The organism is Pseudomonas sp. GW821-FHT01D09 (assembly GCF_059422465.1).
The window spans coordinates 1-23,542 of sequence record NZ_JBWKWY010000028.1 but is presented as its reverse complement, the minus strand read 5'-3'; the positions used below and the strand labels follow the sequence as shown (position 1 = coordinate 23,542).

26 protein-coding genes are annotated in these 23,542 nt (G+C 61.2%); 13 read left to right on the top strand and 13 right to left on the bottom strand.

The genetic code is table 11. The features are described from left to right. Nucleotides 1–134 precede the first annotated feature (134 nt). Nucleotides 135–1,202, top strand: coding sequence for an AI-2E family transporter (locus AC07W7_RS20830; RefSeq protein WP_076964482.1), 1,068 nt, complete (start codon nt 135–137; stop codon nt 1,200–1,202). On the opposite strand, the gene AC07W7_RS20825 is transcribed toward AC07W7_RS20830, so the two are convergent. From AC07W7_RS20825 to AC07W7_RS20815, 3 genes are all read right to left on the bottom strand, one after another. Next, nucleotides 1,199–1,378, bottom strand: coding sequence for a hypothetical protein (locus AC07W7_RS20825; RefSeq protein WP_099168133.1), 180 nt, complete (start codon nt 1,376–1,378; stop codon nt 1,199–1,201). The two genes, AC07W7_RS20830 and AC07W7_RS20825, sit on opposite strands and share 4 nt — an antisense overlap. 110 nt (nt 1,379–1,488) lie before the next feature. After that, nucleotides 1,489–1,683: a hypothetical protein gene (locus AC07W7_RS20820; RefSeq protein WP_495040036.1), complete on the bottom strand. Its 195-nt coding sequence runs from the start codon at nt 1,681–1,683 to the stop codon at nt 1,489–1,491. A 229-nt stretch (nt 1,684–1,912) separates the two neighbouring features. Then, nucleotides 1,913–2,281 (bottom strand): hypothetical protein, encoded by a 369-nt coding sequence (locus tag AC07W7_RS20815; protein ID WP_495040035.1) that lies wholly within the window; start codon nt 2,279–2,281, stop codon nt 1,913–1,915. A gap of 165 nt (nt 2,282–2,446) precedes the next feature. On the opposite strand from AC07W7_RS20815, the gene AC07W7_RS20810 reads away from it, so the two are divergent. After that, nucleotides 2,447–3,265: a shikimate 5-dehydrogenase gene (locus tag AC07W7_RS20810; protein ID WP_169866698.1), complete on the top strand. Its 819-nt coding sequence runs from the start codon at nt 2,447–2,449 to the stop codon at nt 3,263–3,265. Nucleotides 3,266–3,427: 162 nt separating this feature from the next. On the opposite strand, the gene AC07W7_RS20805 is transcribed toward AC07W7_RS20810, so the two are convergent. Next, nucleotides 3,428–4,078, bottom strand: a complete 651-nt coding sequence (locus AC07W7_RS20805; protein WP_076962561.1) for a YceH family protein — start codon at nt 4,076–4,078, stop codon at nt 3,428–3,430. Nucleotides 4,079–4,193: 115 nt separating this feature from the next. On the opposite strand from AC07W7_RS20805, the gene AC07W7_RS20800 reads away from it, so the two are divergent. Then, complete coding sequence (locus tag AC07W7_RS20800; RefSeq protein WP_076962562.1) at nt 4,194–4,703, top strand: DUF1993 domain-containing protein; 510 nt, start codon at nt 4,194–4,196, stop codon at nt 4,701–4,703. Between the two features lie 65 nt (nt 4,704–4,768). Here the strand turns inward: AC07W7_RS20800 and sstT are convergent, their stop codons facing one another. Then, nucleotides 4,769–5,992, bottom strand: coding sequence for a serine/threonine transporter SstT (sstT, locus tag AC07W7_RS20795; protein ID WP_495040034.1), 1,224 nt, complete (start codon nt 5,990–5,992; stop codon nt 4,769–4,771). A 192-nt stretch (nt 5,993–6,184) separates the two neighbouring features. Between sstT and AC07W7_RS20790 the strand changes: the two genes are divergently transcribed. Beyond that, nucleotides 6,185–7,339: an MFS transporter gene (locus tag AC07W7_RS20790; RefSeq protein ID WP_495040033.1), complete on the top strand. Its 1,155-nt coding sequence runs from the start codon at nt 6,185–6,187 to the stop codon at nt 7,337–7,339. On the opposite strand, the gene nhaR is transcribed toward AC07W7_RS20790, so the two are convergent. Continuing rightward, complete coding sequence (gene nhaR / locus AC07W7_RS20785; RefSeq protein ID WP_076962565.1) at nt 7,336–8,241, bottom strand: transcriptional activator NhaR; 906 nt, start codon at nt 8,239–8,241, stop codon at nt 7,336–7,338. The genes AC07W7_RS20790 and nhaR overlap by 4 nt on opposite strands. A 134-nt stretch (nt 8,242–8,375) precedes the next feature. On the opposite strand from nhaR, the gene AC07W7_RS20780 reads away from it, so the two are divergent. The 4 genes from AC07W7_RS20780 to mnmH all read left to right on the top strand — a co-directional run bounded on the left by AC07W7_RS20780 (nt 8,376) and on the right by mnmH (nt 11,634). Continuing rightward, nucleotides 8,376–8,627 (top strand): hypothetical protein, encoded by a 252-nt coding sequence (locus AC07W7_RS20780; protein WP_032857417.1) that lies wholly within the window; start codon nt 8,376–8,378, stop codon nt 8,625–8,627. A gap of 28 nt (nt 8,628–8,655) precedes the next feature. After that, a complete protein-coding gene (locus AC07W7_RS20775; RefSeq protein WP_057726241.1) occupies nt 8,656–9,405 on the top strand; it encodes a TerC family protein in 750 nt (249 codons plus the stop codon). 94 nt (nt 9,406–9,499) lie between these two features. After that, nucleotides 9,500–10,534 carry a selenide, water dikinase SelD gene (gene selD, locus AC07W7_RS20770; protein ID WP_099168138.1) on the top strand — a complete coding sequence of 345 codons (1,035 nt, stop codon included), beginning with the start codon at nt 9,500–9,502 and terminating at the stop codon, nt 10,532–10,534. Next, nucleotides 10,534–11,634, top strand: a complete 1,101-nt coding sequence (gene mnmH / locus AC07W7_RS20765) for a tRNA 2-selenouridine(34) synthase MnmH (RefSeq protein WP_076962567.1) — start codon at nt 10,534–10,536, stop codon at nt 11,632–11,634. Before selD ends, mnmH begins: the two co-directional genes overlap by 1 nt. A gap of 117 nt (nt 11,635–11,751) precedes the next feature. On the opposite strand, the gene AC07W7_RS20760 is transcribed toward mnmH, so the two are convergent. Continuing rightward, nucleotides 11,752–12,807, bottom strand: coding sequence for a permease (locus AC07W7_RS20760; RefSeq protein WP_076962568.1), 1,056 nt, complete (start codon nt 12,805–12,807; stop codon nt 11,752–11,754). Between the two features lie 52 nt (nt 12,808–12,859). After that, nucleotides 12,860–13,561: a histidine phosphatase family protein gene (locus AC07W7_RS20755; RefSeq protein WP_076962569.1), complete on the bottom strand. Its 702-nt coding sequence runs from the start codon at nt 13,559–13,561 to the stop codon at nt 12,860–12,862. 251 nt (nt 13,562–13,812) lie between these two features. On the opposite strand from AC07W7_RS20755, the gene AC07W7_RS20750 reads away from it, so the two are divergent. From AC07W7_RS20750 to AC07W7_RS20735, 4 genes are all read left to right on the top strand, one after another. Continuing rightward, complete coding sequence (locus AC07W7_RS20750) at nt 13,813–14,511, top strand: glutathione S-transferase N-terminal domain-containing protein (RefSeq protein ID WP_099168139.1); 699 nt, start codon at nt 13,813–13,815, stop codon at nt 14,509–14,511. Nucleotides 14,512–14,514: 3 nt separating this feature from the next. Next, nucleotides 14,515–15,357 (top strand): PhzF family phenazine biosynthesis protein, encoded by an 843-nt coding sequence (locus tag AC07W7_RS20745; protein WP_099168140.1) that lies wholly within the window; start codon nt 14,515–14,517, stop codon nt 15,355–15,357. 121 nt (nt 15,358–15,478) lie between these two features. Then, nucleotides 15,479–16,453 carry a porphobilinogen synthase gene (gene hemB / locus AC07W7_RS20740; RefSeq protein ID WP_076962571.1) on the top strand — a complete coding sequence of 325 codons (975 nt, stop codon included), beginning with the start codon at nt 15,479–15,481 and terminating at the stop codon, nt 16,451–16,453. A gap of 125 nt (nt 16,454–16,578) precedes the next feature. Beyond that, complete coding sequence (locus AC07W7_RS20735; RefSeq protein WP_495040032.1) at nt 16,579–17,664, top strand: DUF1615 domain-containing protein; 1,086 nt, start codon at nt 16,579–16,581, stop codon at nt 17,662–17,664. Between the two features lie 2 nt (nt 17,665–17,666). Here AC07W7_RS20735 and AC07W7_RS20730 read toward each other — a convergent pair whose 3' ends face one another. The 4 genes from AC07W7_RS20730 to AC07W7_RS20715 all read right to left on the bottom strand — a co-directional run bounded on the left by AC07W7_RS20730 (nt 17,667) and on the right by AC07W7_RS20715 (nt 21,484). Further along, nucleotides 17,667–18,446: a DUF4349 domain-containing protein gene (locus tag AC07W7_RS20730; protein WP_495040031.1), complete on the bottom strand. Its 780-nt coding sequence runs from the start codon at nt 18,444–18,446 to the stop codon at nt 17,667–17,669. A gap of 452 nt (nt 18,447–18,898) precedes the next feature. Next, the gene (locus AC07W7_RS20725) at nt 18,899–20,080 is read right to left on the bottom strand and encodes an acetyl-CoA C-acetyltransferase (protein WP_495040030.1); all 1,182 of its coding nucleotides are present in this window, start codon (nt 20,078–20,080) and stop codon (nt 18,899–18,901) included. 11 nt (nt 20,081–20,091) lie between these two features. Further along, nucleotides 20,092–20,751 (bottom strand): CoA transferase subunit B, encoded by a 660-nt coding sequence (locus AC07W7_RS20720; protein ID WP_027603173.1) that lies wholly within the window; start codon nt 20,749–20,751, stop codon nt 20,092–20,094. A 34-nt stretch (nt 20,752–20,785) separates the two neighbouring features. Further along, nucleotides 20,786–21,484, bottom strand: a complete 699-nt coding sequence (locus tag AC07W7_RS20715) for a CoA transferase subunit A (protein ID WP_010211319.1) — start codon at nt 21,482–21,484, stop codon at nt 20,786–20,788. Between the two features lie 132 nt (nt 21,485–21,616). On the opposite strand from AC07W7_RS20715, the gene AC07W7_RS20710 reads away from it, so the two are divergent. Beyond that, nucleotides 21,617–22,519 (top strand): LysR family transcriptional regulator, encoded by a 903-nt coding sequence (locus tag AC07W7_RS20710; protein WP_495040029.1) that lies wholly within the window; start codon nt 21,617–21,619, stop codon nt 22,517–22,519. A gap of 120 nt (nt 22,520–22,639) precedes the next feature. Here AC07W7_RS20710 and AC07W7_RS20705 read toward each other — a convergent pair whose 3' ends face one another. Next, complete coding sequence (locus tag AC07W7_RS20705) at nt 22,640–22,969, bottom strand: hypothetical protein (RefSeq protein ID WP_029296579.1); 330 nt, start codon at nt 22,967–22,969, stop codon at nt 22,640–22,642. Nucleotides 22,970–23,542: the final 573 nt, after the last annotated feature.

Below are 23,542 nucleotides of genomic sequence, written 5' to 3'. Positions count from 1 at the left end.
GGTAGCCGAGCCGGGCCAGGCGGTTATTGATCTGGGTCTACGCTGTAGAAATAAAGATGGCACTCGCCGGAGGCGCGGTGGACTAAGCAACAGGGCGCGCTGGGCGCCCGGCGTTTTTCTGGCATGGATCGGACATGAACCAAACGAATCTGCAATTCAAAACCCTGCTGTTGCTGTTGGTCATGGTGACCCTCGCGTTCTTCTGGATCCTGTTGCCGTTCTATGGCGCAGTGTTCTGGGCGATCATCCTCGGGATCATCTTTGCGCCCATGCAACGGCGCTTGCAGCTCAAGTTTGGCTGGAACCGCAACCTCACGTCGCTGTGCACCTTGATGGTGTGCCTGGTGATCGCGATTTTGCCGGTGATCATCACCAGCGCCTTGTTGGTGCAGGAGGGCGCGACGCTGTACAAGAACGTTGAAAGCGGCAGATTGGATGTGGCGGGCTACCTCGAACAATTCAAGAACTTCCTGCCGCCGTACTTCCAGCACCTGCTGGACCGCTTCGGCATGGGCAACCTGGAAGGCTTGCGCGAGAAAATCGTCAAGGGCGCGATGCAGGGTAGCCAGTTCTTTGCCAGCCAGGCATTCAGCTTCGGTCAGGGCACCTTTGATTTCCTGGTGAGCTTTTTCATCATGCTGTACTTGCTGTTCTTCCTGCTGCGCGACGGTCCCGACCTGGTGCGCAAAGTGCGCACGGCGGTGCCGCTGGCCGAACCACAGAAGCGTCGCCTGCAGCTCAAGTTCAACCGCGTGGTGCGGGCGACCGTCAAGGGCAATGTGCTGGTGGCCGTGACCCAAGGCGCGTTGGGCGGCCTGATCTTCTGGTTCCTGGATATCCCCAGCGCGTTGCTCTGGGCGGTGCTGATGGCGTTTCTGTCATTGCTGCCGGCGGTGGGCGCGGGGATTGTGTGGGGGCCGGTGGCCGCCTACTTCCTGCTCAGCGGTTCGATCTGGCAAGGGGTGGTGCTGGCGTTGTTCGGGGTGTTTGTGATCGGCCTGGTGGACAACGTGTTGCGCCCGATCCTGGTGGGCAAGGACACCAAGATGCCGGACTACCTGATCCTGATCTCGACCCTGGGCGGCCTGTCGGTCTTCGGCCTCAACGGTTTTGTTATCGGGCCGTTGATTGCCGCGCTGTTTATCTCCAGCTGGGCACTGTTTGTTGAAACCAAACCCCGGGTGCGCCTGCCATTGCCCTAGGCTGAGAAGCAGTGGGCCATCTTGCGTGACAGGGCCTGGGCATCGGGCAGCGACGTCAGGGGGCCGCTGATGGCTTCACCGTCGCGTACCAGGTACCAGCAGGCGAGCAAACCGCGCTGGCGCAGGGGGACGGGGACGGCACTGCCGACGACGGACATGATCTGGATAGTGGGCATATCGACCTCCATTGCTGATGGAAGTCACCTTACGGCGGGTTGGCGTCGAGGGAAAATCACCCTGCTCGATAGTCAACATCACTGCCATCGAGACTGCGCCGGCAGGGGGCTCAATCAACCACCTGGTCCAGCATGTTCAGCACTTCCTGCTCATTGAGCAGGCCCTTGCGGACCAGGTTTTCTGCCAGCAGCGCGAGAAACTTGGCGCTGCGATGGCCTTCCAGGTGCTTGAGCTCGGTCAGGGCGCTATAGACCTTGCTTGACGTGCAGAGGCCGGCGACACGGTGCGGGTTTTGTGTGGGCATGCTGGGTCGTCCTTGTTGTTATGACCTGTTATAGGTGGACAGTTTCAATAGTGAGAGCGTTGCGTGACATAAACATGACAGCGCGGCCCCCGGTTGGGCAAGTGTACTTTGGCCTTAATCGTGTCGGATTCAGCAGCCAGCGCTGTCTCCATAACGACTTTGGCGAGCGTTATCCAGACCGGGTCCATAAAAAAGCCCCGCCTGGTGTGGGGGGCTTTTTCTGCCGGGCTTACCAGCCGCGCCTGTAATAGCCGCGGGGCGGACCATAGTAGCCGCGTGGTGGCCCGTAATACACGGGCGCCGGGCGGTAATACACCGGCTGTTGCACATATACCGGCGCCGGCTGGTAATAGACCGGTGGAGGGGCGGCATACACCGGCGGTGGCTGGTAATACACCGGTTGTTGCGGGTAATACACCGGTTGTTGCTGCACATACACCGGCCGATCATGGCTGGCGATTACCGAGCCCACTACGGCTGCGCCGACCACTGCACCCAATACGGCCGGGCCACCCCAACCGCCACCATGGGCGAAGGCTTGGCTGGCTACAGCAAATGCACCGATCAGCAAGGCGATCCTGGGGGTTTTACGCATCATGGTCTTTCCTCGGTTGGCCCCAGCGCTTGTGGTCTGCAATCAATAGACTCAAGGATTGTCGCGGGGATACTTTTAAGACAACGTATTTCAGGAAAACAGCACCGCGACTCGGTAAAGGTTGTGTAAGGTCTGTACCGGTTTGCCTACTTGAAAAAGGAATCACCGATGCTGATGAACCCCAATAAAGATACCCAGTTGTGCATGTCGTTGTCGGCCCGCCCAGGCAATTTCGGCCTGCGATTTCATAACCATTTGTATGAGCAGTTGGGGCTGAACTTCTACTACAAGGCCTTCAGCAGCCAGGACTTGAACGGCGCCGTGGCCGGGATCCGTGCATTGGGTATCCGGGGGTGTGGGGTGTCGATGCCGTTCAAGGAAGCCTGCATCGCACTGGTGGATGAACTCGACGACTCGGCCCGCGCCATCGCCTCGATCAACACCATCGTCAATACCGCCGGGCACCTCAAGGCCTACAACACCGATTACATCGCCATCGAACAACTGCTGCAAAAACACGCGGTGCCCAAGGAGTCGACCTTCGCCCTGCACGGCAGCGGCGGCATGGCCAAGGCCGTGGCCAGCGCCTTGCGCGATGGTGGCTATGCCCATGGCCTGATCGTTGCGCGCAATGAAGCGGCGGGCCGGGCCCTGGCACAGAACCTGGGTTATCAGTGGCAGGCGACCTTGGGTGACGCGCGCCCGCAGATGCTGATTAACGTGACGCCGATCGGCATGACCGGCGGCGCCCAGGCGCAGGACCTGGCATTCGAGGCCGATGCGATTGAGGCGGCCGACACTGTGTTCGATGTGGTGGCGATTCCCGCCGAAACGCCGTTGATCGTGCGTGGCCGGGCCCAGGGCAAGCGGGTGATTACCGGGCTGGAAGTGATCGCGATCCAGGCCCTGGAGCAGTTTGTGCTGTACACCGGCATCCGGCCGACGGACGAGCAGTTCCAGAAGGCCGTGGATTTTGCCCGGCAGTAACAAATCTCATAAACACCGCCGGCCCCTGTGGGAGCGGGCTTGTGTGGGAGCGGGCTTGCCCGCGATAGCGGTGGGTCAGTTAATAAATAGTTGACTGACACTCCGTCATCGCGGGCAAGCCCGCTCCCACACAAGCCCGCTCCCATAAGGGGGGGGGGACGGTTATTCGAGACGGGACAGGCGCTCTTCCAGCGCCGCAATCCGCGCCTCCAGCTCCTCGATGCGTTCCAGGGAAACCCCGCTGCCAGCGCTGCTGCGCTCCACCGGGCTACCCCGGGCCGCCAGGATCGCCTCGATATCCGCCGGGTCGCCCAGGGAGTGGGTGTAGCGGTCTTCGCGCTGGCCTGCCTGCTTGGGCACCAGCACCGCCAGATCGCGAGCGATCAGGCGTTCGAGTTGATGCACCACTTGCTCGGCATCTTCAAAATCATGCATGCGCCCGCTGCGGGTCAGCAGTTCATTGACCGTCTGCGGGCCACGCAGAAACAGCAGGCCGGTCAGAATCACCTGCGCCGGCACCAGTTCCAGGGCCTTGTCCACCCGGTGTTCCCAGCGGTCGGCGCGACTGCCCATCACCAGTTTGGTAAAACCACGGCCTTCCAGGGCGCGCAGACTCTGGCCGACCTGGCCCTGGCTGAGGTTCATCACCGGTTCGCGGCTGGTTTTCTGGTTGCAGGCCAGCACCAGGGCATTGAGGGTCAGCGGGTAGGTTTCCGGGTTGGTGGCCTGCTTCTCGATCAGGCAGCCCAGGACGCGGATTTCCGTGCTGTTGAGGCGCGGCTCGGAGGAAGTGGTGTCGTGCTCGGTGGTCATCGCGCTTTCCCTATGCAGTGAGCCCACTAGCCTAATCCCGAAAAAATAAAAGACAAGCAGCGCGCATGGCTATAATCGCCGCTGTTCAAACCCTGTCACCACTGTCGAGACTGCCATGACTATTTCCCTGTACGCCGCTTCCCTCCCGGTCTTCAAGCAAATGCTCAACGCCCTGAGCGATGTGCTGAACAAGGCCGAGGCCCACGCCAGCGCCAAGAATATCGACCCGAACGCCTTGCTGCAGGCACGCCTGTACCCGGATATGTTTCCGCTGGTGCGCCAGGTACAGATTGCCGTGGATTTTGCCAAGGGCGTTTCTGCACGCCTGGCCGAGATTGAAGTGCCGAAATACGAAGACACCGAAGTCACCTTCGCCGACCTGCAAGCGCTGATCGCCAAGGTCCTGGCCTTTATCGACACCATCGCCCCGGCACAGGTCGACGGCAAGGAAGGCATCGAGATCGTTACCCGTCCGGGCACCCCTAAAGAGAAGCGCTTCAGCGGCCAGTCCTACCTGCTGACCTACGGCCTGCCGCAGTTCTTCTTCCACGTCACCACTGCCTACGCCTTGCTGCGTCATAACGGTGTGGAAGTGGGCAAGCGTGACTACATGGGCGCGTTCTAAGCGCTGAGTAACCCTACAAAACAAATGTGGGTGGGAGCTGGCTCCCACCTGCTTACCGCGTTGTGTCAGGCCGGGTTCTTGTCTTCCTGGCCCAGGCACGCCGCTGCGGTGAACAACACGTCGGTAGACGAGTTCAGCGCGGTTTCCGCGGAATCCTGCAACACCCCGATAATGAAGCCCACGGCCACCACCTGCATGGCGATTTCACTCGGAATGCCGAACAGGCTGCACGCCAACGGAATCAGCAACAACGAGCCACCGGCCACACCCGACGCGCCACACGCACAGATCGCCGCCACCACACTGAGCAGCACGGCGGTCGGCAGGTCGACGGCAATGCCCAGGGTATGCACGGCCGCCAGGGTCAGCACAGTGATGGTGATGGCGGCGCCGGCCATGTTGATGGTCGCCCCCAACGGGATCGATACCGAATAGGTATCTTCGTGCAGGCCCAGGCGCTCACTCAAGGCCAGGTTGACCGGGATATTGGCCGCCGAACTGCGGGTGAAAAACGCCGTGATCCCGCTTTCACGCAGGCACAACAGCACCAGCGGGTAGGGGTTGCGACGCAATTTCCAGAACACGATCGCCGGGTTGACCACCAGGGCCACGAACAGCATGCAGCCGATCAGCACCAGCAACAGGTGCGCATAGCCCAGCAGTGCATCGAAACCAGAGGCGGCAAGGGTCGAGGCCACCAGGCCGAAAATCCCCAGCGGTGCGAAGCGAATCACCACGCGCACAATCAGCGTGACGCCGTTGGACAGGTCGTCCAATACGGTGCGGGTGGTTTGCCCGGCATGGCGGATCGCGATGCCCATGCCGATGGCCCAGGCCAGGATGCCGATGAAGTTGGCGTTCATCAGCGCGCTGAGGGGGTTGTCCACCACGCTGAGCAGCAGGCTCTGCAGCACTTCGCCGATCCCGCCAGGGGCGCTGATGGCCACGTCATGGGTGCTGAGCACCAGGTTCGACGGGAAGAGGGTGCTGGCAATCACCGCGACCACCGCCGCCGAAAAGGTGCCCAGCAGGTACAGGAACAGGATCGGCCGGATATGGGTTTCCTGGCCATGCTTGTGGTTGGCTATCGAGGCCATCACCAGCACAAACACCAGGATTGGCGCCACGGCCTTGAGCGCCGAGACAAAGACCTTGCCGATAAACGCGGTAGACAAGGCAGCACTGGGCGACAGCAGGGCCAGTAAAATGCCCGCGATCAGGCCGATGACAATTTGGGTCACCAGGCTGAGGCGCAGCAGGCGTTGAAACAGCGAAGGGGCAGCAGTCATAAAGAGTGTCTCTAGTTTTTTTAATGTGTACAGCGCTATGCAGGGCGCGAAGTCTAACATGCTGTAGGAGTTATCCTGTTCGTTGCGGCATTCAGTCGCCGTCACATTCTGTTAAGATTCGCCATCCTCTTCTTATCTCTCTGCCAGCGGGCCCTTGGGCCAGCGCTGGCGTCGCCGTTTCTGGAGTTGTGCATGTTGTTGCCCATCCTGCTGCTGTCCGCAGCCGGTTTTACGGTGTTGACCACCGAATTTGTCATCGTCGGCCTGTTGCCCTCCATTGCCCGTGACCTGGAAGTCAGCGTGTCCCAGGCCGGGCTGCTGGTGACCCTGTTTGCCTTCACCGTGGCGGCGTTCGGGCCGTTTCTTACTGCGTATTTCGCGCGTTTCGAGCGCAAGCGCCTGTTTATCAGCATTCTGTTGATGTTCGGCGCGGCCAATGCCCTGGCGGCCCTGGCGCCGACTATCTGGGTGATGGCCGTGGCCCGCCTGATTCCCGCCCTGGGGCTGCCGGTGTTCTGGGCCCTGGCCAGTGAAACGGCGGTGGATATCGTCGGGCCGGACTACGCCGGCCGGGCAATTGCCAAGATCGGTTTCGGCATTGTCTGTGCCACCGTGTTCGGCATTCCGGTGGGCACCCTGATCTGCGACATGTTCGGCTGGCGCACTGCCTTTGGCATTCTCGCCGGGGTGGCGCTGCTCAAGGCGTTGCTGCTATTGATTTACCTGCCGGCGACCACGCTGAAGAAAGACCCCGTGACCCTGCGCTCGCAGTTCAAGATCCTGCGCAACCCGTTGATGCAGGGCCATGTATTGCTGTCGATCCTGGTATTTAGCGGTATGTTCACCGCTTATACCTACCTGGCGGACATTCTCGAGCGCCTGGCCGGTTTCGATGGCACCCTGGTGGGCTGGTGCCTGATGGGCTTTGGCGCCGTGGGGCTGATCGGCAATTCCCTGGGCGGGCGCATGGTCGATAAGCATCCGCTGATCGCGTCCATGGTGTTCTGCGGCTTTATGATCGCCGGCATGGTGGCGCTGGTCCCGGCGATCCACTCCACCCTCGGCCTGGCGGCAGCCATGGCTGTCTGGGGCGTGACCCAGGCGGCGCTGTTCCTGGTCAGCCATGTGCGGCTGATGAAGGCGGCGCCCCATGCGCCGGCATTTGCCGCGTCCTTGAACATTGCCGGGGCCAACCTGGGCATCGGCCTGGGCGCCATGGTCGGCGGGCGGGTGATCGACACCCTGGGCCTGGGCAGCCTGGGGTTCGCCGCGTCGGGGTTTATCCTGCTGTCGATCCTCCTGGCCCTGTGGTTGATGACCGCCAAGACCCGGGTCGCCTGTGCCTAGGCCGGCAACGCGGTAAACAGCTCGCGGCGGGCGCCTTCGGTAATCGCCACGATGCCGGGGTGCTTGACCTTGCGCTCCACCGAGATGGCATAGAACGACTCGGTGACCGCGTCCGTCTGGCCAATCAAGGCCACGCCGTATTGGCGCAGCACTTCCTCGGCAATCACGCTGGGGGCAATGAAAATCCCGCTGCCGGACTGGCCGAAGGCCTGCATCAAGGCGCTGTCGTCGAATTCGCCGATGATCTTCGGGCGGATCTGCTGCTCGGCGAACCAGCGCTGCAAGCGGCTGCGCACCACGGTTTCCGCACCGGGAATCAACAGCGGCGCACCGTGCAGGCATTGTGGGAAATCGCCGCCATGCAGGTCCGCCAAAGCCTGGGTGGCGAAGAAACTGATGCCACATTCCCCCAGCTTCTGGCTGTAGCCCTTGATATCCAGGTGCGTCGGCATCGGGCTGTCGGAAATCACCAGGTCCAGGCGCTGGATCGCCAGGTCGGCCAGCAGCCGTTCGAGTTTGTCTTCGCGGCAGGTAATGCGCAGTGGCTCGCTTAACTCCATGGTCGGCGCGATCAGGCGGTAGACGATGGACTTGGGCACCACGTCCGCCACGCCGACGCGAAAGACAATCTGTTGTTCATGGGGCTGGGCGCGCAACATGGCTTCCAGCTCGTTGCCGGTCTGGAACATCTGCTCGGCATAGGGCAGGGCCTGGCGCCCGGCCTCGGTCAGCTCCAGCTGGCGGCCGACGCGTTGAAACAGGGCGATACCAAATGTCTGCTCCAGCAGGCTGATTTGCCCGCTGATGGTCTGCGGCGTGAGGTTCAGTTGCTCGCACGCCCGCACGATGCTGCCGGTCTTGGCGACCACCCAGAAGTAGTGCAGTTGTCGGTAGTTGAGCATGGCGGCCGTCACTTCGTAAAAATCGAAGTATACGTGAGAAAAATACGAATTTTACTGAAGTGTTCACCTGCATAGAATGCCTCGCTATCGCGGGGCCACTACTTGTGCCCAATGGTTCTAACGAGGAATACATCATGAAACTCAATTCTTTCGGTGCGGCATCGTTGCTTGCGCTTTCATTAGTGATGATCAGCGGCTGCGATCAGGTCGAAAAAAGCACGCAGCAGGTCCTGGACAAAGCCAGTGAGTCGGCCAAGCAAGCGATCGACGACACCCAAAAGGCTGCCGAGCAGGCATTGAGTGAAGCGACACAAGGCCTGATCAGCCCAGAAAAAAAGGACGATCAGGAAACTAAAGAGTCTGAATCGAACACCAAAGAAACTTAATCTCCCAGCACAACGTCAGGACTGACCTATGGATTACCTTTTACAACTGGCCGCCAGCCCCACTGCCTGGGTGGCGCTGGCAACCCTGATCGTCATGGAAATCGTGCTGGGGATCGACAACCTGATCTTCATCTCGATCCTCACCAACAAGCTGCCGGAGCAGCACCGGGCCAAGGCACGGCGCATCGGCATCAGCATGGCGCTGATCCTGCGTCTGGGCCTGTTGAGCACCATCGCGTTTATCGTGCAACTGACGGCGCCGGTGTTTGAAGTGTTCGGCCAGGCGTTTTCGTGGAAGGATATGATTCTGATCGCCGGTGGCCTGTTCCTGGTGTGGAAGGCGACGACCGAGATCCACCACAGCATGGACCCGGAGCCCGAAGAGAAGGCCAGCGTCGGCAACACAGTGGCGATCGGCTTCGCCGCCGCGATCGGGCAGATCCTGTTGCTCGACCTGGTGTTTTCCATCGACAGCATCATCACCGCCGTGGGCATGACCGAGCACTTGCCGATCATGATCATTGCCGTGGTGACCTCGGTGATCGTGATGCTGGTGGCGGCTGAACCCCTGGCCAAGTTCATCAACGACAACCCGACCGTGGTCATGCTGGCCCTGGGCTTCTTGATCATGATCGGCATGACCTTGATCGCCGAAGGCTTCGGTGCCCATGTGCCGAAAGGCTACGTGTACGCGGCCATGGCGTTCTCGGCTGCCATCGAGTGCCTGAACATTGCACGGCGCAATCGGCACAAGCGTTTGCTCGCTGCCCGCCAGTAATCGCCAGGCCCCCAAGGCCGGCTGCGCTCACAAGAGCCCAGCCGGCCTTTTGCTGTCTGTTAGAATCCCCGCACTTGATAGCTTGAGGTCCACCATGAACGAGCCGATTCGCCTGACCCAGTACAGCCACGGTGCCGGTTGCGGCTGCAAGATTTCGCCGCAGGTGCTGGAAGTGATCCTCGCCGGCAGCGGCGCGCAGAACCTCGACCCCAAGCTCTGGGTGGGCAATGCCTCGCGGGACGACGCGGCGGTGTACGCCATCGATGACGAGCGCGGGGTGGTGTCCACCACCGACTTTTTCATGCCGATCGTCGATGATCCCTTCGATTTCGGGCGCATTGCCGCCACCAACGCCATCAGCGATATCTACGCCATGGGCGGCGATCCGTTGATGGCCATCGCCATTCTCGGCTGGCCGGTCAATGTGCTGGCCCCGGAAATCGCCCGGGAAGTGATTCGCGGTGGCCGCTCGGTGTGCGACGCGGCGGGCATTCCCCTGGCCGGCGGCCATTCCATCGACGCCCCGGAGCCGATCTTCGGCCTGGCCGTCACCGGGCTGGTGCACAAGCGCCATATGAAGCGCAACGACACCGCCACCGCCGGCTGCCGCCTGTACCTGACCAAACCCCTGGGCATCGGCATCCTCACCACGGCCGAGAAGAAGGGCAAACTGCGCGAAGCCGATATCGGCCTGGCGCGGGACTGGATGTGCACCCTCAACACGCCCGGCAGCCGTTTTGGCAAGCTGGCCGGCGTTACCGCCATGACCGATGTGACCGGTTTCGGCCTGCTCGGGCACCTGGTGGAAATGGCGGACGGCAGCGGGTTGACCGCGCTTATCGAATACGAAAAAGTCCCACGCCTGCCGGGGGTCGAGTACTACCTGGACCAGGGCTGCGTGCCCGGCGGTACGTTGCGCAATTTCGACAGCTATGCCAGCCAGTTGGGCCGTCTCACCGAGTTGCACAAGCGCGTGCTGTGCGACCCGCAAACCAGTGGCGGGCTGTTGGTGGCGGTTACGCCGCAGGGTGAAGCCGAGTTTCTGGCGGCCGCCGCCGAACTGGGGCTGAACCTTGCGCCCATTGGCCAGTTGGTTGAGCGACAGAGCAACGCGGTAGAGGTGTCTTGATGCCCATCGACATCACCGATTACCGCGACATCTTTCTCAATGACCGGCCGATGATGGATACCCGTGCCCCGGTCGAATTCGTCAAGGGCGCGTTCCCCGGCGTGGTCAACCTGCCCTTGATGAACGACGACGAACGCCAGCGGGTAGGCACTTGCTATAAGCAGCAGGGGCAGCAGGCGGCGATTGTGCTGGGGCATCAGTTGGTCAGTGGCGCGACGTTGCAGGAGCGGCTGGCGCGCTGGGCCGCGTTTGCCCGGGCCAACCCTGACGGTTACCTGTATTGCTTCCGGGGCGGCTTGCGCTCGCACTTGGTGCAGAAGGTGCTCAAGGACGAGGCGGGCATCGACTATCCGCGGGTCGGCGGTGGCTACAAGGCCATGCGTACCTTCTTGCTGGAGACCGTGGACCAGGCGGTCGAGCAATGCGATTTCGTGTTGCTGGGTGGCCTGACCGGCAGTGGCAAGACCGAGGTGCTCCATCAGTTGCACAATGGCCTGGACCTGGAGGGCCATGCCAATCACCGGGGTTCCAGCTTTGGCAAGCGTGCCACGGGCCAGCCGTCGAATATCGATTTTGAAAACCGCCTGGCGGTGGACGTGCTGAAAAAGCGCGCGCGGGGTATCGAGCAGTTTGTGCTTGAGGACGAAAGCCGCATGATCGGCAGCTGCGCCTTGCCGCTGAACCTGCACCGGGGCATGCAGGCGTATCCGATGGTATGGCTGGAAGAGAGCCTGGAAAACCGCGTCGAGCGGGTCCTGCGCGACTATGTCATTGACCTGTGCGCGCAATTCAACGCCGAGTTTGGCGAAGCGGGGTTCACCCTGTTTGCCGAGCGCCTGGTGCAGAGCCTGGCCAATATCCACAAGCGTCTGGGTGGGGAGCGCTACCAGCGCTTGCACGGGCTGATGCAGGAAGCCCTGGCCGAGCAGGCCCGCTCGGGGAACGTGGATTTGCATCGCGGGTGGATTGTTGGGCTGCGTGAGTACTACGACCCGATGTACGCGTTCCAGCGTGAGAAGAAGGGTGCGCGGATCGAGTTTGCCGGGGAGCAGGCGGCGGTACTGGAGTATTTGCGCGAGCGCGCTGCCCGGCGCGGGTGATTGGCTGGTTTTCGGGCCCTATCGCAGGCAAGCCAGCTCCCACATTTTGAATGTATTCACAGTTCCAAATGTGGGAGCTGGCTTGCCTGCAATAAGGCCCTGACAGTCAATCCCTCCCTACAGGACGACCACCGCCACCAACCCACACACCACACCCATCAGCATGGTCAGCCCGGCCACCGTCACCAGCACCCGCGTATCGAAATCCTTGCGCAGCATCAACAGCGACGGCAGGCTCACACTCGGCAGGGTCATCAAGAGCGCCACTGCCGGCCCGGTGCCCAGGCCCAGGGCCATCATGGTTTGCACGATGGGGATTTCTGCGGCCGTGGGAATCACAAACAGGGTGCCGACAATCGCCAGCGGCACCAGCCACAGCAGGCTGTCGGCCATCGCCCCGTCCACATGGGGGAACAGCCACACCCGCGCGGCGCCCAGCAATAGCACCGCCAGGATGTACACCGGGATGGTGCTCCAGAACAACTGCCACAGGGTCCGCAGCCAGCGGCTGAGGAACGGTTGGGTCTCGGCGCCGCTGACGTTGGCCACGGCCTCCAGCGCCACCTGTGGCACCTGCTCCGGCCGGGCGATGCGTTGGGCGACCAGCGCAACGCCAATCACCAGCACGATGCCGGCCACCAGCCGCAGGGCGGCAAAATCCCAGCCCAGGACAAAGCCCATGAACACCAGGGTCGCCGGGTTGAGCACCGGGTTGGCCATCCAGAATGCCAGGGCAGCGCCCACCGACACTTGCTGGCGGCGCATGCCGGCAGCCACTGGCGCAGCGCAGCAACTGCACATCATGCCCGGCAGGGCGAACAGCCCGCCGCGTACCGTGGAGCCCAACCCGGCGCGGCCAAACAGGCGCAACAGCCAGTCCCGGGGAATCAATACCTGCAACAACGAACCGAGAATCACCGCCAGCACGGCAGCTTTCCAGATCGCCAGGAAATACACCTGGGCATAGGCCAGGGCCGCCGCCAAGGGCGAGCCTTGCTGGTCATTGAGAATCGAGTTGCCGATGCTATGGCTATCGGCCGCGACGAAGGCCTTGAAGTAGTAGGGCGACCACTTCACGTAATACAGGCCGACGCAGGCCACCAACAGGAACAGCGCCGGTTTCCACCAGAAAGACCAGCCGCGTACAGGGCTGGCAGAGGTGAGGTTAGACATGGTCAAGATCCGCAGATAAGTCGATAGCGACGCATCATACGCGGTCCCGGTGTCAGGTGTCGGCGGCTATGTGCGTCGCATCCGGGCACGTGTGCAAGCCGTTATCCAACCCTTGCTTGTCATTGCGGCTGAGCAGGCTGGCCTTGCCGTTCTGCCAGGTGAGGGTCAGCACGTACAGGCTGTCGAAGTCGCCGCCGGACCAGTCGTCGGTGATGGTGTACTTCTCACCGACTGCTTCGCTGGCCACCTTGTTGATCAACTCCGGCAGATAGCCGTGGGACCACGCGGTGTAGATGGTGGCGTTGTGGTACTTGTCATGCATCAACTCATCCGCCAGGTCGCTGGTGTCGTTGGCGGAGAACTCGATGTTCACCGGCAGCCCGAGTTTGATCGCGCTGGGGCTGATGGTCATCAACGGGCGAATGTAGCTGTAGGAATTGTCGAACTCGCCTTCTTCGACATTGCGTGTCGGGTTGGCCGCGAACACAAAATCGGCGGCACCGAATTTTTCCGGCAGGACCGTGGCCAGGTTCATCGCGCGGTTGAGGCCCTGGCAATTGAGTTGGCCCAGGCCGCCAGCGGGCTTTTCGCCATGGCGTAAAAAGACCAGGGTTTGCACGCCGTTCTTGGGTTCGGCACTGCTTTCGCGGGCTTCAAAGGCCAGCATCAAGGCACCGCCTACGAAGGCTGTCGGTAACATCAAGTAAGCATATTGTTTAAAGCGTTTGCCAAGGCCCGGAGGCTTGATTTTCATTTGGGGGTCGGTCTTCTGTGCATCGGATCAAGACCGCAAGGCCCAGCCACAGCGACGCTCCGAGCATCGTGCGATTTTCCATGAGTATGACGGTATGCTTCCATTCACCCGTTCAAGCGCCTCTAAGAGTGCACCAGGGCATTTTGGTTCGCTGGCGGCCAGAGATTAACCGGCGGATGTTGCGGATTAAAGTCTGATGCAGGCCGGCAACCAGGCGACTATCATGGGATTTTTCGCCTTGGGGCCTCTCGATGACTTCGCTCTCTGCTTTCCCGATCACTGCCAAATGGCCAGCCCAGCATCCCGAACGCCTGCAGTTGTACTCGCTGGCGACCCCCAATGGCGTCAAGGTGTCGATCATGCTCGAAGAAGTGGGCCTGGCGTATGAGGCGCACAAGGTCAGCTTCGACACCCAGGACCAGCTCTCGCCCGAGTTCCTGTCCCTGAACCCCAACAACAAGATCCCGGCGATCATCGACCCCAACGGCCCGGGCGGTGAACCGCTGGCGTTGTTCGAGTCGGGGGCGATCCTGATCTACCTGGCGGAAAAAACCGCACAACTGCTGCCCCAGGCCCCCGCCGCGCGCTACGAAACCCTGCAATGGCTGATGTTCCAGATGGGCGGGATCGGGCCGATGTTCGGCCAGGTCGGTTTCTTCAATAAATTCGCCGGCAAGGCCTACGAAGACAAACGCCCCCGCGACCGCTATGCCGCTGAAGCCCGACGCCTGCTGGCGGTGCTGGAAACGCGCCTGCTGGGCCGCAGCTGGATCATGGGTGATGAGTACAGCATCGCCGATATCGCCACCTTTCCCTGGATCCGCAACCTGATTGGCTTCTATGAGTCGGGCGAGCTGGTGGGCATCAGCGACTTCCCCAATGTGCTGCGCGCGCTGGATGGTTTTGTCGCCCGGCCGGCGGTGATCCGTGGTCTGAATATTCCGAGCTGACCCATGCCGACTTTCGATTTCAAGCAACTGGACGTATTCAGCAGCGTGGCCCTCAAGGGCAACCCACTGGCAGTGGTGCTGGGCGCCGATAGCCTCAGCGACCAGCAGATGGCCGACTTCGCCAAGTGGACCAACCTCAGCGAAACCACGTTCCTGCTGCAACCACGCGACCCGCGTGCGGATTACGGGGTGCGCATTTTCACCACCGTGCAGGAGCTGCCGTTCGCCGGCCACCCAACCCTGGGCAGTTGCCAGGCGTGGCTGCACGCCGGTGGTGTACCCCGGGGCAGCGAGATCATCCAGGAGTGCGAGATCGGCTTGGTGCGCATCCGCCGCGAGGGTGACGAGTTGGCGTTTATCGCACCGCCCTTGCTCCGTTCGGGCCCGTTGGATGTTGAGTTGCTGGAGCGTGTGCGTCTTGCCCTGAACCTTGAGCCCGAGGCGATCCTTCGCAGCCAATGGGTCGATAACGGCGCGGGCTGGCTGGCCCTGATGTTGACTGATCGGCAGGCGGTACTGGCTTTGCAGCCGGACTATTCAAAGTTGCTGGGGCTGGCGGTGGGCGTGATTGCCCCGTGTGACCCTGCCCGCGATGAGGTTGATGCACAGTTTGAGGTGCGGGCGTTCATTGCCGGTGATGGTGCGCCGGAAGACCCGGCCACTGGCAGCCTGAATGCCGGCCTGGCGCAGTGGCTGCTAGGCGAAGGCCTGGCGCCCGACGAGTATGTGGTCAGCCAGGGCACTGCCATGGGCCGCGTCGGGCGAATCCGTGTCGCCCAGCAAGGTGATGATGTCTGGATCGGTGGTGCCGTGACGCTCTGCATAGAGGGCTGTCTACGGCTGTAGGTCAATGCAATTGTTACCGCCAGGGGAATAAACTGTTGTTCCCCAGCGTTTGTTCTGATGGGTGCGTAGGGCATAAGCTTTTGCCCCTAGGTTTTTTCGCCTGTTTTTTTCAGGAGCATGCATGTCCAGTCAGTTCCCCGAAACCCGTTCCCGCCGCCTACGCCGTTCCCCCGAGCTGCGCAGCCTGTTCCAGGAAACCGAATTCACCCTCAATGACCTGGTGTTGCCGATTTTCGTCGAGGAAGAAATCGACGATTTCGTGCCGATTACCAGCATGCCCGGCGTGATGCGCATCCCCGAATCGAAACTGGCCAGTGAAATCGAGCGCTTTGCCCGCGCCGGGATCAAGTCGGTCATGACATTCGGCGTGTCCCATCACCTGGATGCCAGCGGCAGCGACACCTGGAACGAGCGCGGGCTGGTGTCGCGCATGTCGGCGATCTGCAAGGACGCGGTGCCGGAAATGATCGTGATGTCCGACACCTGCTTTTGCGAATACACCGACCATGGCCATTGCGGCGTGATGCACGGCAATGAAGTGGATAACGATCGCACCCTGGCCAACCTGGGCAAGCAGGCGGTGGCGGCAGCCCGTGCCGGTGCCGATGTGATCGCGCCGTCGGCCGCGATGGACGGCCAGGTCCAGGCCATTCGCCGGGCCCTGGACGCGGCCGGGTTCAGCCATATCCCGATCATGGCGTACTCCACCAAATTCGCCTCGGCCCTGTATGGCCCGTTCCGCGAGGCGGGCGGCAGCGCACTGAAGGGCGACCGCAAAAGCTACCAGATGAACCCGATGAACCGCCGCGAAGCCGTGCGCGAATCCCTGCTGGACGAGCAGGAAGGGGCCGATTCCCTGATGGTCAAGCCGGCCGGTGCCTACCTGGATATCATCCGCGACATCCGTGAAGCCTCGCGCTTGCCGGTGGCGGCGTACCAGGTCAGTGGCGAATACGCCATGATCAAGTTCGGCGCCCAGGCCGGGGCCATCGACGAAGCGCGGGTGGTGCGCGAGACCCTGGGGTCGATCAAGCGTGCCGGTGCGGACCTGATCTTTACCTACTTTGCGATGGACCTGGCGCTCGCCGGTATCTGATCCCGGTGTATGTACTGTGGGCGCCGGCTTGAGGACGCCATCGCGGGCCAGCCCGCTCCTACAGGGGGTGGGTGTGGGTTTGTGAGATAGTGGGCGCTTTCAGCGACTCACAGGACACTCCCCGCATGCTTTCATCCCGGCTGACTCTCTGCCTGGCCGCCTTACTGGTGCTGGCCGGCTGTTCGACACAACGCGGCCAGCAGCTTCCAGAGCGCAGTGAAACCGAGGTCAAGGCGCAGATCGTGCGGTTGCTGCCGGCCAAGGTGGCCGATCGCGCCGGCTGGGCCCAGGACATCTACACTGCCTTCGACAGCCAGAAAATCTACCCCAGCACCGAGAATATCTGCGCGGTGCTGGCGGTCACCGAGCAAGAGTCCACCTATCAGGTTGACCCGCCGGTGCCGAACATGGGCAAGATCGCCCAGGATGAAATCCTCAAGCGTGCAGCCAAGGTGCATGTGCCGGCCGTGCTGGTGCGCACCGCGCTGCAACTGCGTTCGCCCACGGGTAAGTCCTACGCCGAGCGTCTGAGTGCTGCGCGTACCGAGAAGGACCTGAGTGGGATCTTTGATGACTTTATCGGCAGCGTGCCATTAGGTCGTACCTTGTTCGGCAGTTTCAACCCGGTGCATACCGCAGGCCCGATGCAGGTGAGCATTGCCTTCGCCGAGCAGCAGGCCCGGGATTATCCCTACACTGTAGACGGAAGCATTCGCCGCGAAGTGTTTACCCGGCGTGGCGGCATGTACTTCGGCATCGCCCATTTGCTGGGTTATCCGGTGAGCTACGCGCAGCCGCTGTATCGCTTTGCGGACTTTAACGCCGGCTGGTACGCCAGCCGCAATGCTGCGTTCCAGGCTGCGGTCAGCCGCGCTTCCGGGACCCGCCTGGCGCTAGATGGCGATTTGATCCGCTACGGCTCGATCATGCCCGGCACCACGGAGCTGGCGGTGCGTTCCCTGGGCAAGAGGCTAGACATGCGCAACCCGAGCATTCGCAGCCAGTTGGAGCAGGGTGACCGCCTGGACTTTGAACAGACCACCCTGTACCAGCGGGTATTTGCCCTGGCCGAGAAAGCCGAAGGCAAGCCGCTGCCACGGGCGATCCTGCCGGGGATTGTGCTCAAGAGCCCGAAGATCACCCGCAACCTCACCACTGCCTGGTTCGCCAAGCGCGTGGATGAGCGTTACCAGCGCTGCATGCAGCGCTGAGGTCAGGGGCGGCGTTTGACCAGCTTGCGCCACAACCAGACCCACAGCCACAACACCGGGAACGCGAGGATCACGAACGGCAGCACATAGCTGGAGCGTTCCAGGGCATCGGCGGTGCCGTCGACCAGGTTGTCGCCCAGGTTGCCGAACATCCGGGCAAAGCGTGATTGCTGATGCTCACCATCGGAGGGGCGGAAATTCAGGGTCACGCGGTTGGTATCCAGGCGCCGCTGCTGGCCGGCGGCGATCTGCGCCAGCTCCTGCAGCTCGTTTTCGATGGCGGCCTGTTCTTTGGTGAGGGTGATCAGGTCGCCCACGGTGATGTCCTTGCGTGCGGCCAGTTCATCCAGGCGTTTTTGCTGGGTCTGCAAGCGCTCCTGGCGGCGACGCACATCGGCCACCGCGTCGGCCAGGTCTTCGGCGCTGGTGATGCGTTGCCCCAGTTGCCCGCCCTCGGCCGCCATCTTCACCAGCGGTTCGACACCGCTTGGGGCAATGCGCAGCACGATCATGCCGCCGTCGCTGTTCTCTTCGATCCGCAGGATATTGCAGGCGCCAAACTGCGCCGACTCACAGGCCTGGCGGGTAGCCTGCATGCGCGGGGCCAGCAGGGCCACCGGCATCGCCAGGCTCAACTCGTGTTCATAGGCCAACTGCGCGCCGGCCCGGCCCTGTTCGCCATTGATCAGCGTGGCTTCGGAATATTCCTTGGGCGAACAGCCGCCAAGCAGCAGGGCGGTCAATAACATCAATGCAGTCGATCTGCCTTCCAGGTGGCGCATGGCGGTTCCTTCAAGTGTGCGGGATACAGTGCGCGGCGATTAAAGCGAATTTGCCCGGCGAACGCAAAGCAGGTGTGGGCTTATCGACACTGATTTACCCGATTGATCATGCTGGCTGCCATGAGCGACACGGGTTAAACCTCATGCCCGGCCACAAGGACGATCTACCATGGCGGATATCCCTGAAGGTTTTATTCCCTTACCCCGTAGCAGCCCGCTCCTGGATTTGCTGGGCCCGGTGTATTGCCGTGCCGCAATCTACTTAGCGATAGAGATCTAATGTAGGAGCTGGCTTGCCTGCGATAGCGGTGTAACCGTCAATGCTGCCGGTGACTGCCCCACCGCTATCGCAGGCAAGCCAGCTCCCACATTGGACGGTGTTCGCCAATCAAAATAGGCAAAAAAGGCCCGGCTTTTCGTGGAGCCGGGCCTTTTCCATGTTGCTCGTTGAATCAGTCGCGCTCAAGGGCCAGTGCCACGCCCTGGCCGCCGCCGATGCACAAGGTCGCCAGGCCTTTCTTGGCATCGCGCTTGAGCATTTCATGCAGCAGGGTCACCAGCACACGGCAGCCTGAGGCGCCAATCGGGTGGCCGATGGCAATCGCGCCGCCGTTGACGTTGACCTTGGCCGCGTCCCACTCCAGTTCCTTGCCCACTGCCAGCGCCTGTGCGGCGAAGGCTTCGTTGGCTTCGATCAGGTCCAGGTCGGCCAACTGCCAGCCGGCCTTGTCCAGGCAGCGACGGGTCGCGGACACCGGGCCAATGCCCATGATCGCCGGATCGACACCTGCGTTGGCATAGCTGGCAATCCGCGCCAGCACTGGCAGGCCGAGGGCCTTGGCTTTATCGGCACTCATCAGCAACACCGCGGCGGCGCCGTCGTTGAGGCTCGACGCGTTGCCGGCGGTGACGCTGCCGTCTTTCTTGAAGGCGGGCTTGAGCTTGCCCAGGGACTCGGCGGTGGTGCCGGCGCGGGGTTGTTCGTCCACGCTAAAGGCAATCGGGTCGCCCTTGCGCTGGGGGATTAGGATCGGTGTGATTTCATCGGCAAAACGCCCGGTTTCAATGGCGGCGGCCGCTTTTTGCTGGGAGGCGGCGGCGAAGGCGTCCTGGGCTTCACGGCTGATGCCGTACTTGTCCACCAGGTTCTCGGCGGTGATGCCCATGTGGTAGTCGTTGAACGCATCCCACAGGCCGTCGCTGATCATGCTGTCGACCATCTTCGCATGCCCCATGCGCAGGCCGGTGCGGGCGGCGGGCAGCACGTAGGGGGCCAGGCTCATGTTTTCCATGCCGCCGGCGATGATCACTTCGGCATCACCGCAACGGATGGCCTGAGCGCCCAGGTGCAGGGCCTTGAGGCCCGAGCCGCAGACTTTGTTCAAGGTCAGGCTGGGCACTGCGTGGGGCAGGCCGGCGAGGATCGACGCCTGGCGCGCCGGGTTCTGGCCGGAGCCTGCGGTCAGCACCTGGCCAAGGATCACTTCGTCCACAAGCGCTGGGTCCAGGCCGGTTTGCTCCAGCAGGCGGCGGATCACGGCGGCGCCCAGTTCCGGTGCCGGAATGCCGGCCAGGGCCCCTTGAAAGCTGCCCACGGCGGTGCGGGTGGCAGCAACAATCACGACGTCTTGCATGGAATCTGTCCTCACTGGAAGTGCATTTCTGGAACGTGGTCCGGGACGATCAGTTTACCGGCGGTCTTGCTCACAATCTCTTCAACACTGACGCCAGGTGCGCGTTCCTTGAGGACAAAAGCGCCATTTTCGATTTCCAGGTAGGCCAAATCCGTCAGCACGCGCTTGATGCAGTTGGCGCCGGTCAGCGGCAGGCTGCACTGGCTGAGCAACTTGGATTCACCGTCCTTGGAGGCGTGGGTCATGATCACGATGATGTTTTCTGCGCCGGCCACCAGGTCCATGGCGCCGCCCATGCCCTTGACCAACTTGCCAGGAATCATCCACGAAGCGATGTTGCCGTGTACGTCCACTTCAAAGGCGCCGAGCACCGTGAGGTCAACGTGGCCGCCGCGAATCATCGCAAAGGACTCGGCCGAGGAGAAAATCGAGGCGCCGATGCGCGCGGTGACGGTCTGCTTGCCGGCGTTGATCATGTCGGCATCGATGGTGTCTTCGGTAGGAAACGGTCCCATGCCCAACAGGCCGTTTTCCGATTGCAGCATCACTTCCATGCCTTCGGGAATGTAGTTGGCCACCAGGGTCGGGATGCCGATGCCGAGGTTGACGTAGAAGCCGTCCTGCATTTCGCGGGCGACGCGTTGAGCCATTTGTTCGCGGGTAAGAGCCATTTTAGGTGTCCTTATTGTTCGGGCTGGAGGCAGATTATTTACGGACAGTGCGCTGTTCGATGCGCTTCTCGAAGGTGCCGCAGATAATCCGGTCGACGTAGATGCCAGGGGTGTGGATCTGCGCCGGGTCCAGCTCGCCCGGTTCGACGATTTCCTCGACTTCGACCACGGTGATCTTGCCGGCGGTGGCGGCCAGCGGGTTGAAGTTCTGGGCGGTGTGGCGGTAGATGACGTTGCCGAAATGGTCGGCTTTCCAGCCTTTGACGATGGCAAAGTCGCCAGTGATGGATTCTTCCATCAGGTATGGGCGGCCGTTGAATTCGCGGGTTTCCTTGCCTTCGGCGACGGGCGTGCCAACACCGGTGGCGGTAAAGAACGCTGGAATGCCGGCGCCGCCTGCGCGCATTTTCTCCGCGAGGGTGCCCTGGGGCGTGAGCACCACTTCGATTTCACCGCTGAGCAGTTGTTTCTCGAACAGGGCGTTTTCACCGACATAGGAGGCGATGACCTTGCTGATCTGTTTTTCTTCGAGCAACACACCCAGGCCAAAGCCATCGACGCCGCAATTGTTGGAGACGACCGTGAGGTCGCGGGTGCCTTTGCGCTTGATTTCGGCGATGAGGTTTTCCGGGATGCCGCACAGGCCAAAGCCACCGGAGAGTACGGTCATGCCGTCTTCCAGGCCTGCCAGCGCTTCTTCATAGGACGCCACGCGTTTATCGAAACCTGCCATATGCACCTCTTTTATTGTTTGTGGTCCAGCCAGTAAACCGAGTGTTGCGCTGACGGATTGATTTGTTAAGTTGTTTTTTAAGGTTGATTGATTTAAAAAACAGCACAATCGCCAAGCCGTTGGAGCAGCATCATGACAGTTAAACAGATGCGGGCCTTTCTTGCCGTGGCCCAGACCTTAAGTTTTGCCGCCGCCTGTGAGCGCCTGCATTTGTCCCAGTCGGCCCTGAGCCTGACCATCAAGGGCCTGGAGGAAGGCCTGGGCGGGCGGCTGTTCAGTCGTAATACGCGCAACGTCGCGCTGACCCCGGAAGGTGAATCCCTGTTGCCCCTGGCCCGTCGGTTGATTGCCGACTGGGACAATGCCGAGGATGAATTGCGTCAGCGTTTTACCCTGCAACGCGGGCGCGTGACGGTGGCGGCGATGCCGTCGTTTGCCGGCAACCTGCTGCCGCCGATCCTGAAGATCTTTCGTGCGCGGTTTCCCCAGGTCAACGTCACGGTGCATGACTTGATCAACGAGCAGGTCCTGGAAATGGTCCGCGATCGCCAGGTCGAGTTGGGTGTGGCATTTGAACCCTCATCGGGATCGTCGCTGGCCTTTACCCCGCTGTACCTGGACCGCTTTGTCGCAGTAGTGCCCGGTGACTCACCGCTGGCACACATGACCGAGATCGACTGGAAAACCCTGCTGGCACAACCCTTCATTACCTTGCAGCGACCTTCGACGGTAAGGGTGATGCTCGAAGAGCACCTGGGTGCCTTGCAGATGAAGCTGCCGGTGGCGTTGGAAAGCCATCAATTGGCGACGGTGGGCAAGATGGTTGCCAACGGTCTGGGTGTCAGCGCCGTGCCAGCCTTATGTGCACAGCAAATGGAGGAGGCGGGGGCTCATTGCCTCACCTTGAACGGTCCGGTGATCGAGCGGCCGATTGGGGTGCTGACCAAGCCAGGATATGAGCTGTCGGCGGCGGCGCAGGCACTGTTTGATATCTTCAGGGGCGAAGCGCAGAAGGGGCGATTCCCGGGGATTTAAGTCAACACAAACAAATGTGGGAGCTGGCTTGCCAGCGATAGCTATTTAACATTCAACAACTAGGTTGATCGTTAAACGGTTATTCCAGGCAAACCAGCTCCCACAAAGGTCTAGTTATTCTTAGTAGTAGCGGTCAATCACTTTAACTTGCGAGTTGTCTTTGAACGACTCCCAGGCATTGTTAAGTGTATCGAAGACCTGCTCAATAAAGTTGCGATCGGCAGCGGCCTTTTTACCGACATAACCCTGGCCACGGCGGTACATCTTCAGGCGCGCCGCCAGTTCACGGTTATTGCGGTCGAACTCGGCTTCTTCGGTATGGGGCGCCAGGCAGTCAATTTGCACTTCGCCCGATTTGCCAATCCACAGGATATGGTCGTCGAGTGTGTCTTTCTGCGCTGCGAACATCTCAGCCAATTCATCGATAGTTGGTTGGTTGTTCAGATTCATGTGTAAGCCCCTTGACCAGTTGGCGATCTTCAGTTGATTCGTTAATCCACGTTAGTTGTCTCCGGTTGCGAAAACCGGGCGTCAGAAACGGTCTGCCAGATACGGGCAGGGTCTTGAACCTGATGCATGTAGTGTTTCTGATGAACTGCTACGCAATGGTTTCATAACGAAGACAAGCAGCATTTGAGCTTCTTGTACCGATCCTTTCGGGCCGGTCAGCTTCATCAATCTGCCTTGTGGGCAGTGCACATCCAGAAAAACAGCCCGGCGGTCAGACGAGCTTGTTCAAAACGCTTGTTACCAACGCTCCCGATCCGGGAGACGCTTGAATCATGCAAGGTCAAAATGCTTACGTCAACGGTTATGTAGTGATTATTTTTGAGCACTACATATTTTTTTGCAGAAGAGAGGGTGGTCTGGGGAAAGGTGACTAGGGCGTCATTTTTTGTGCCGGGGAGTCGGGGTAAGCATGGCGATGCTGGATCACTGCCAGTGATCTAATGTGGGAGCGGGCTTGCTCGCGATAGCGGTGGATCAGTCAGTAATTTTTTTGACTGATCCACCGCTATCGCG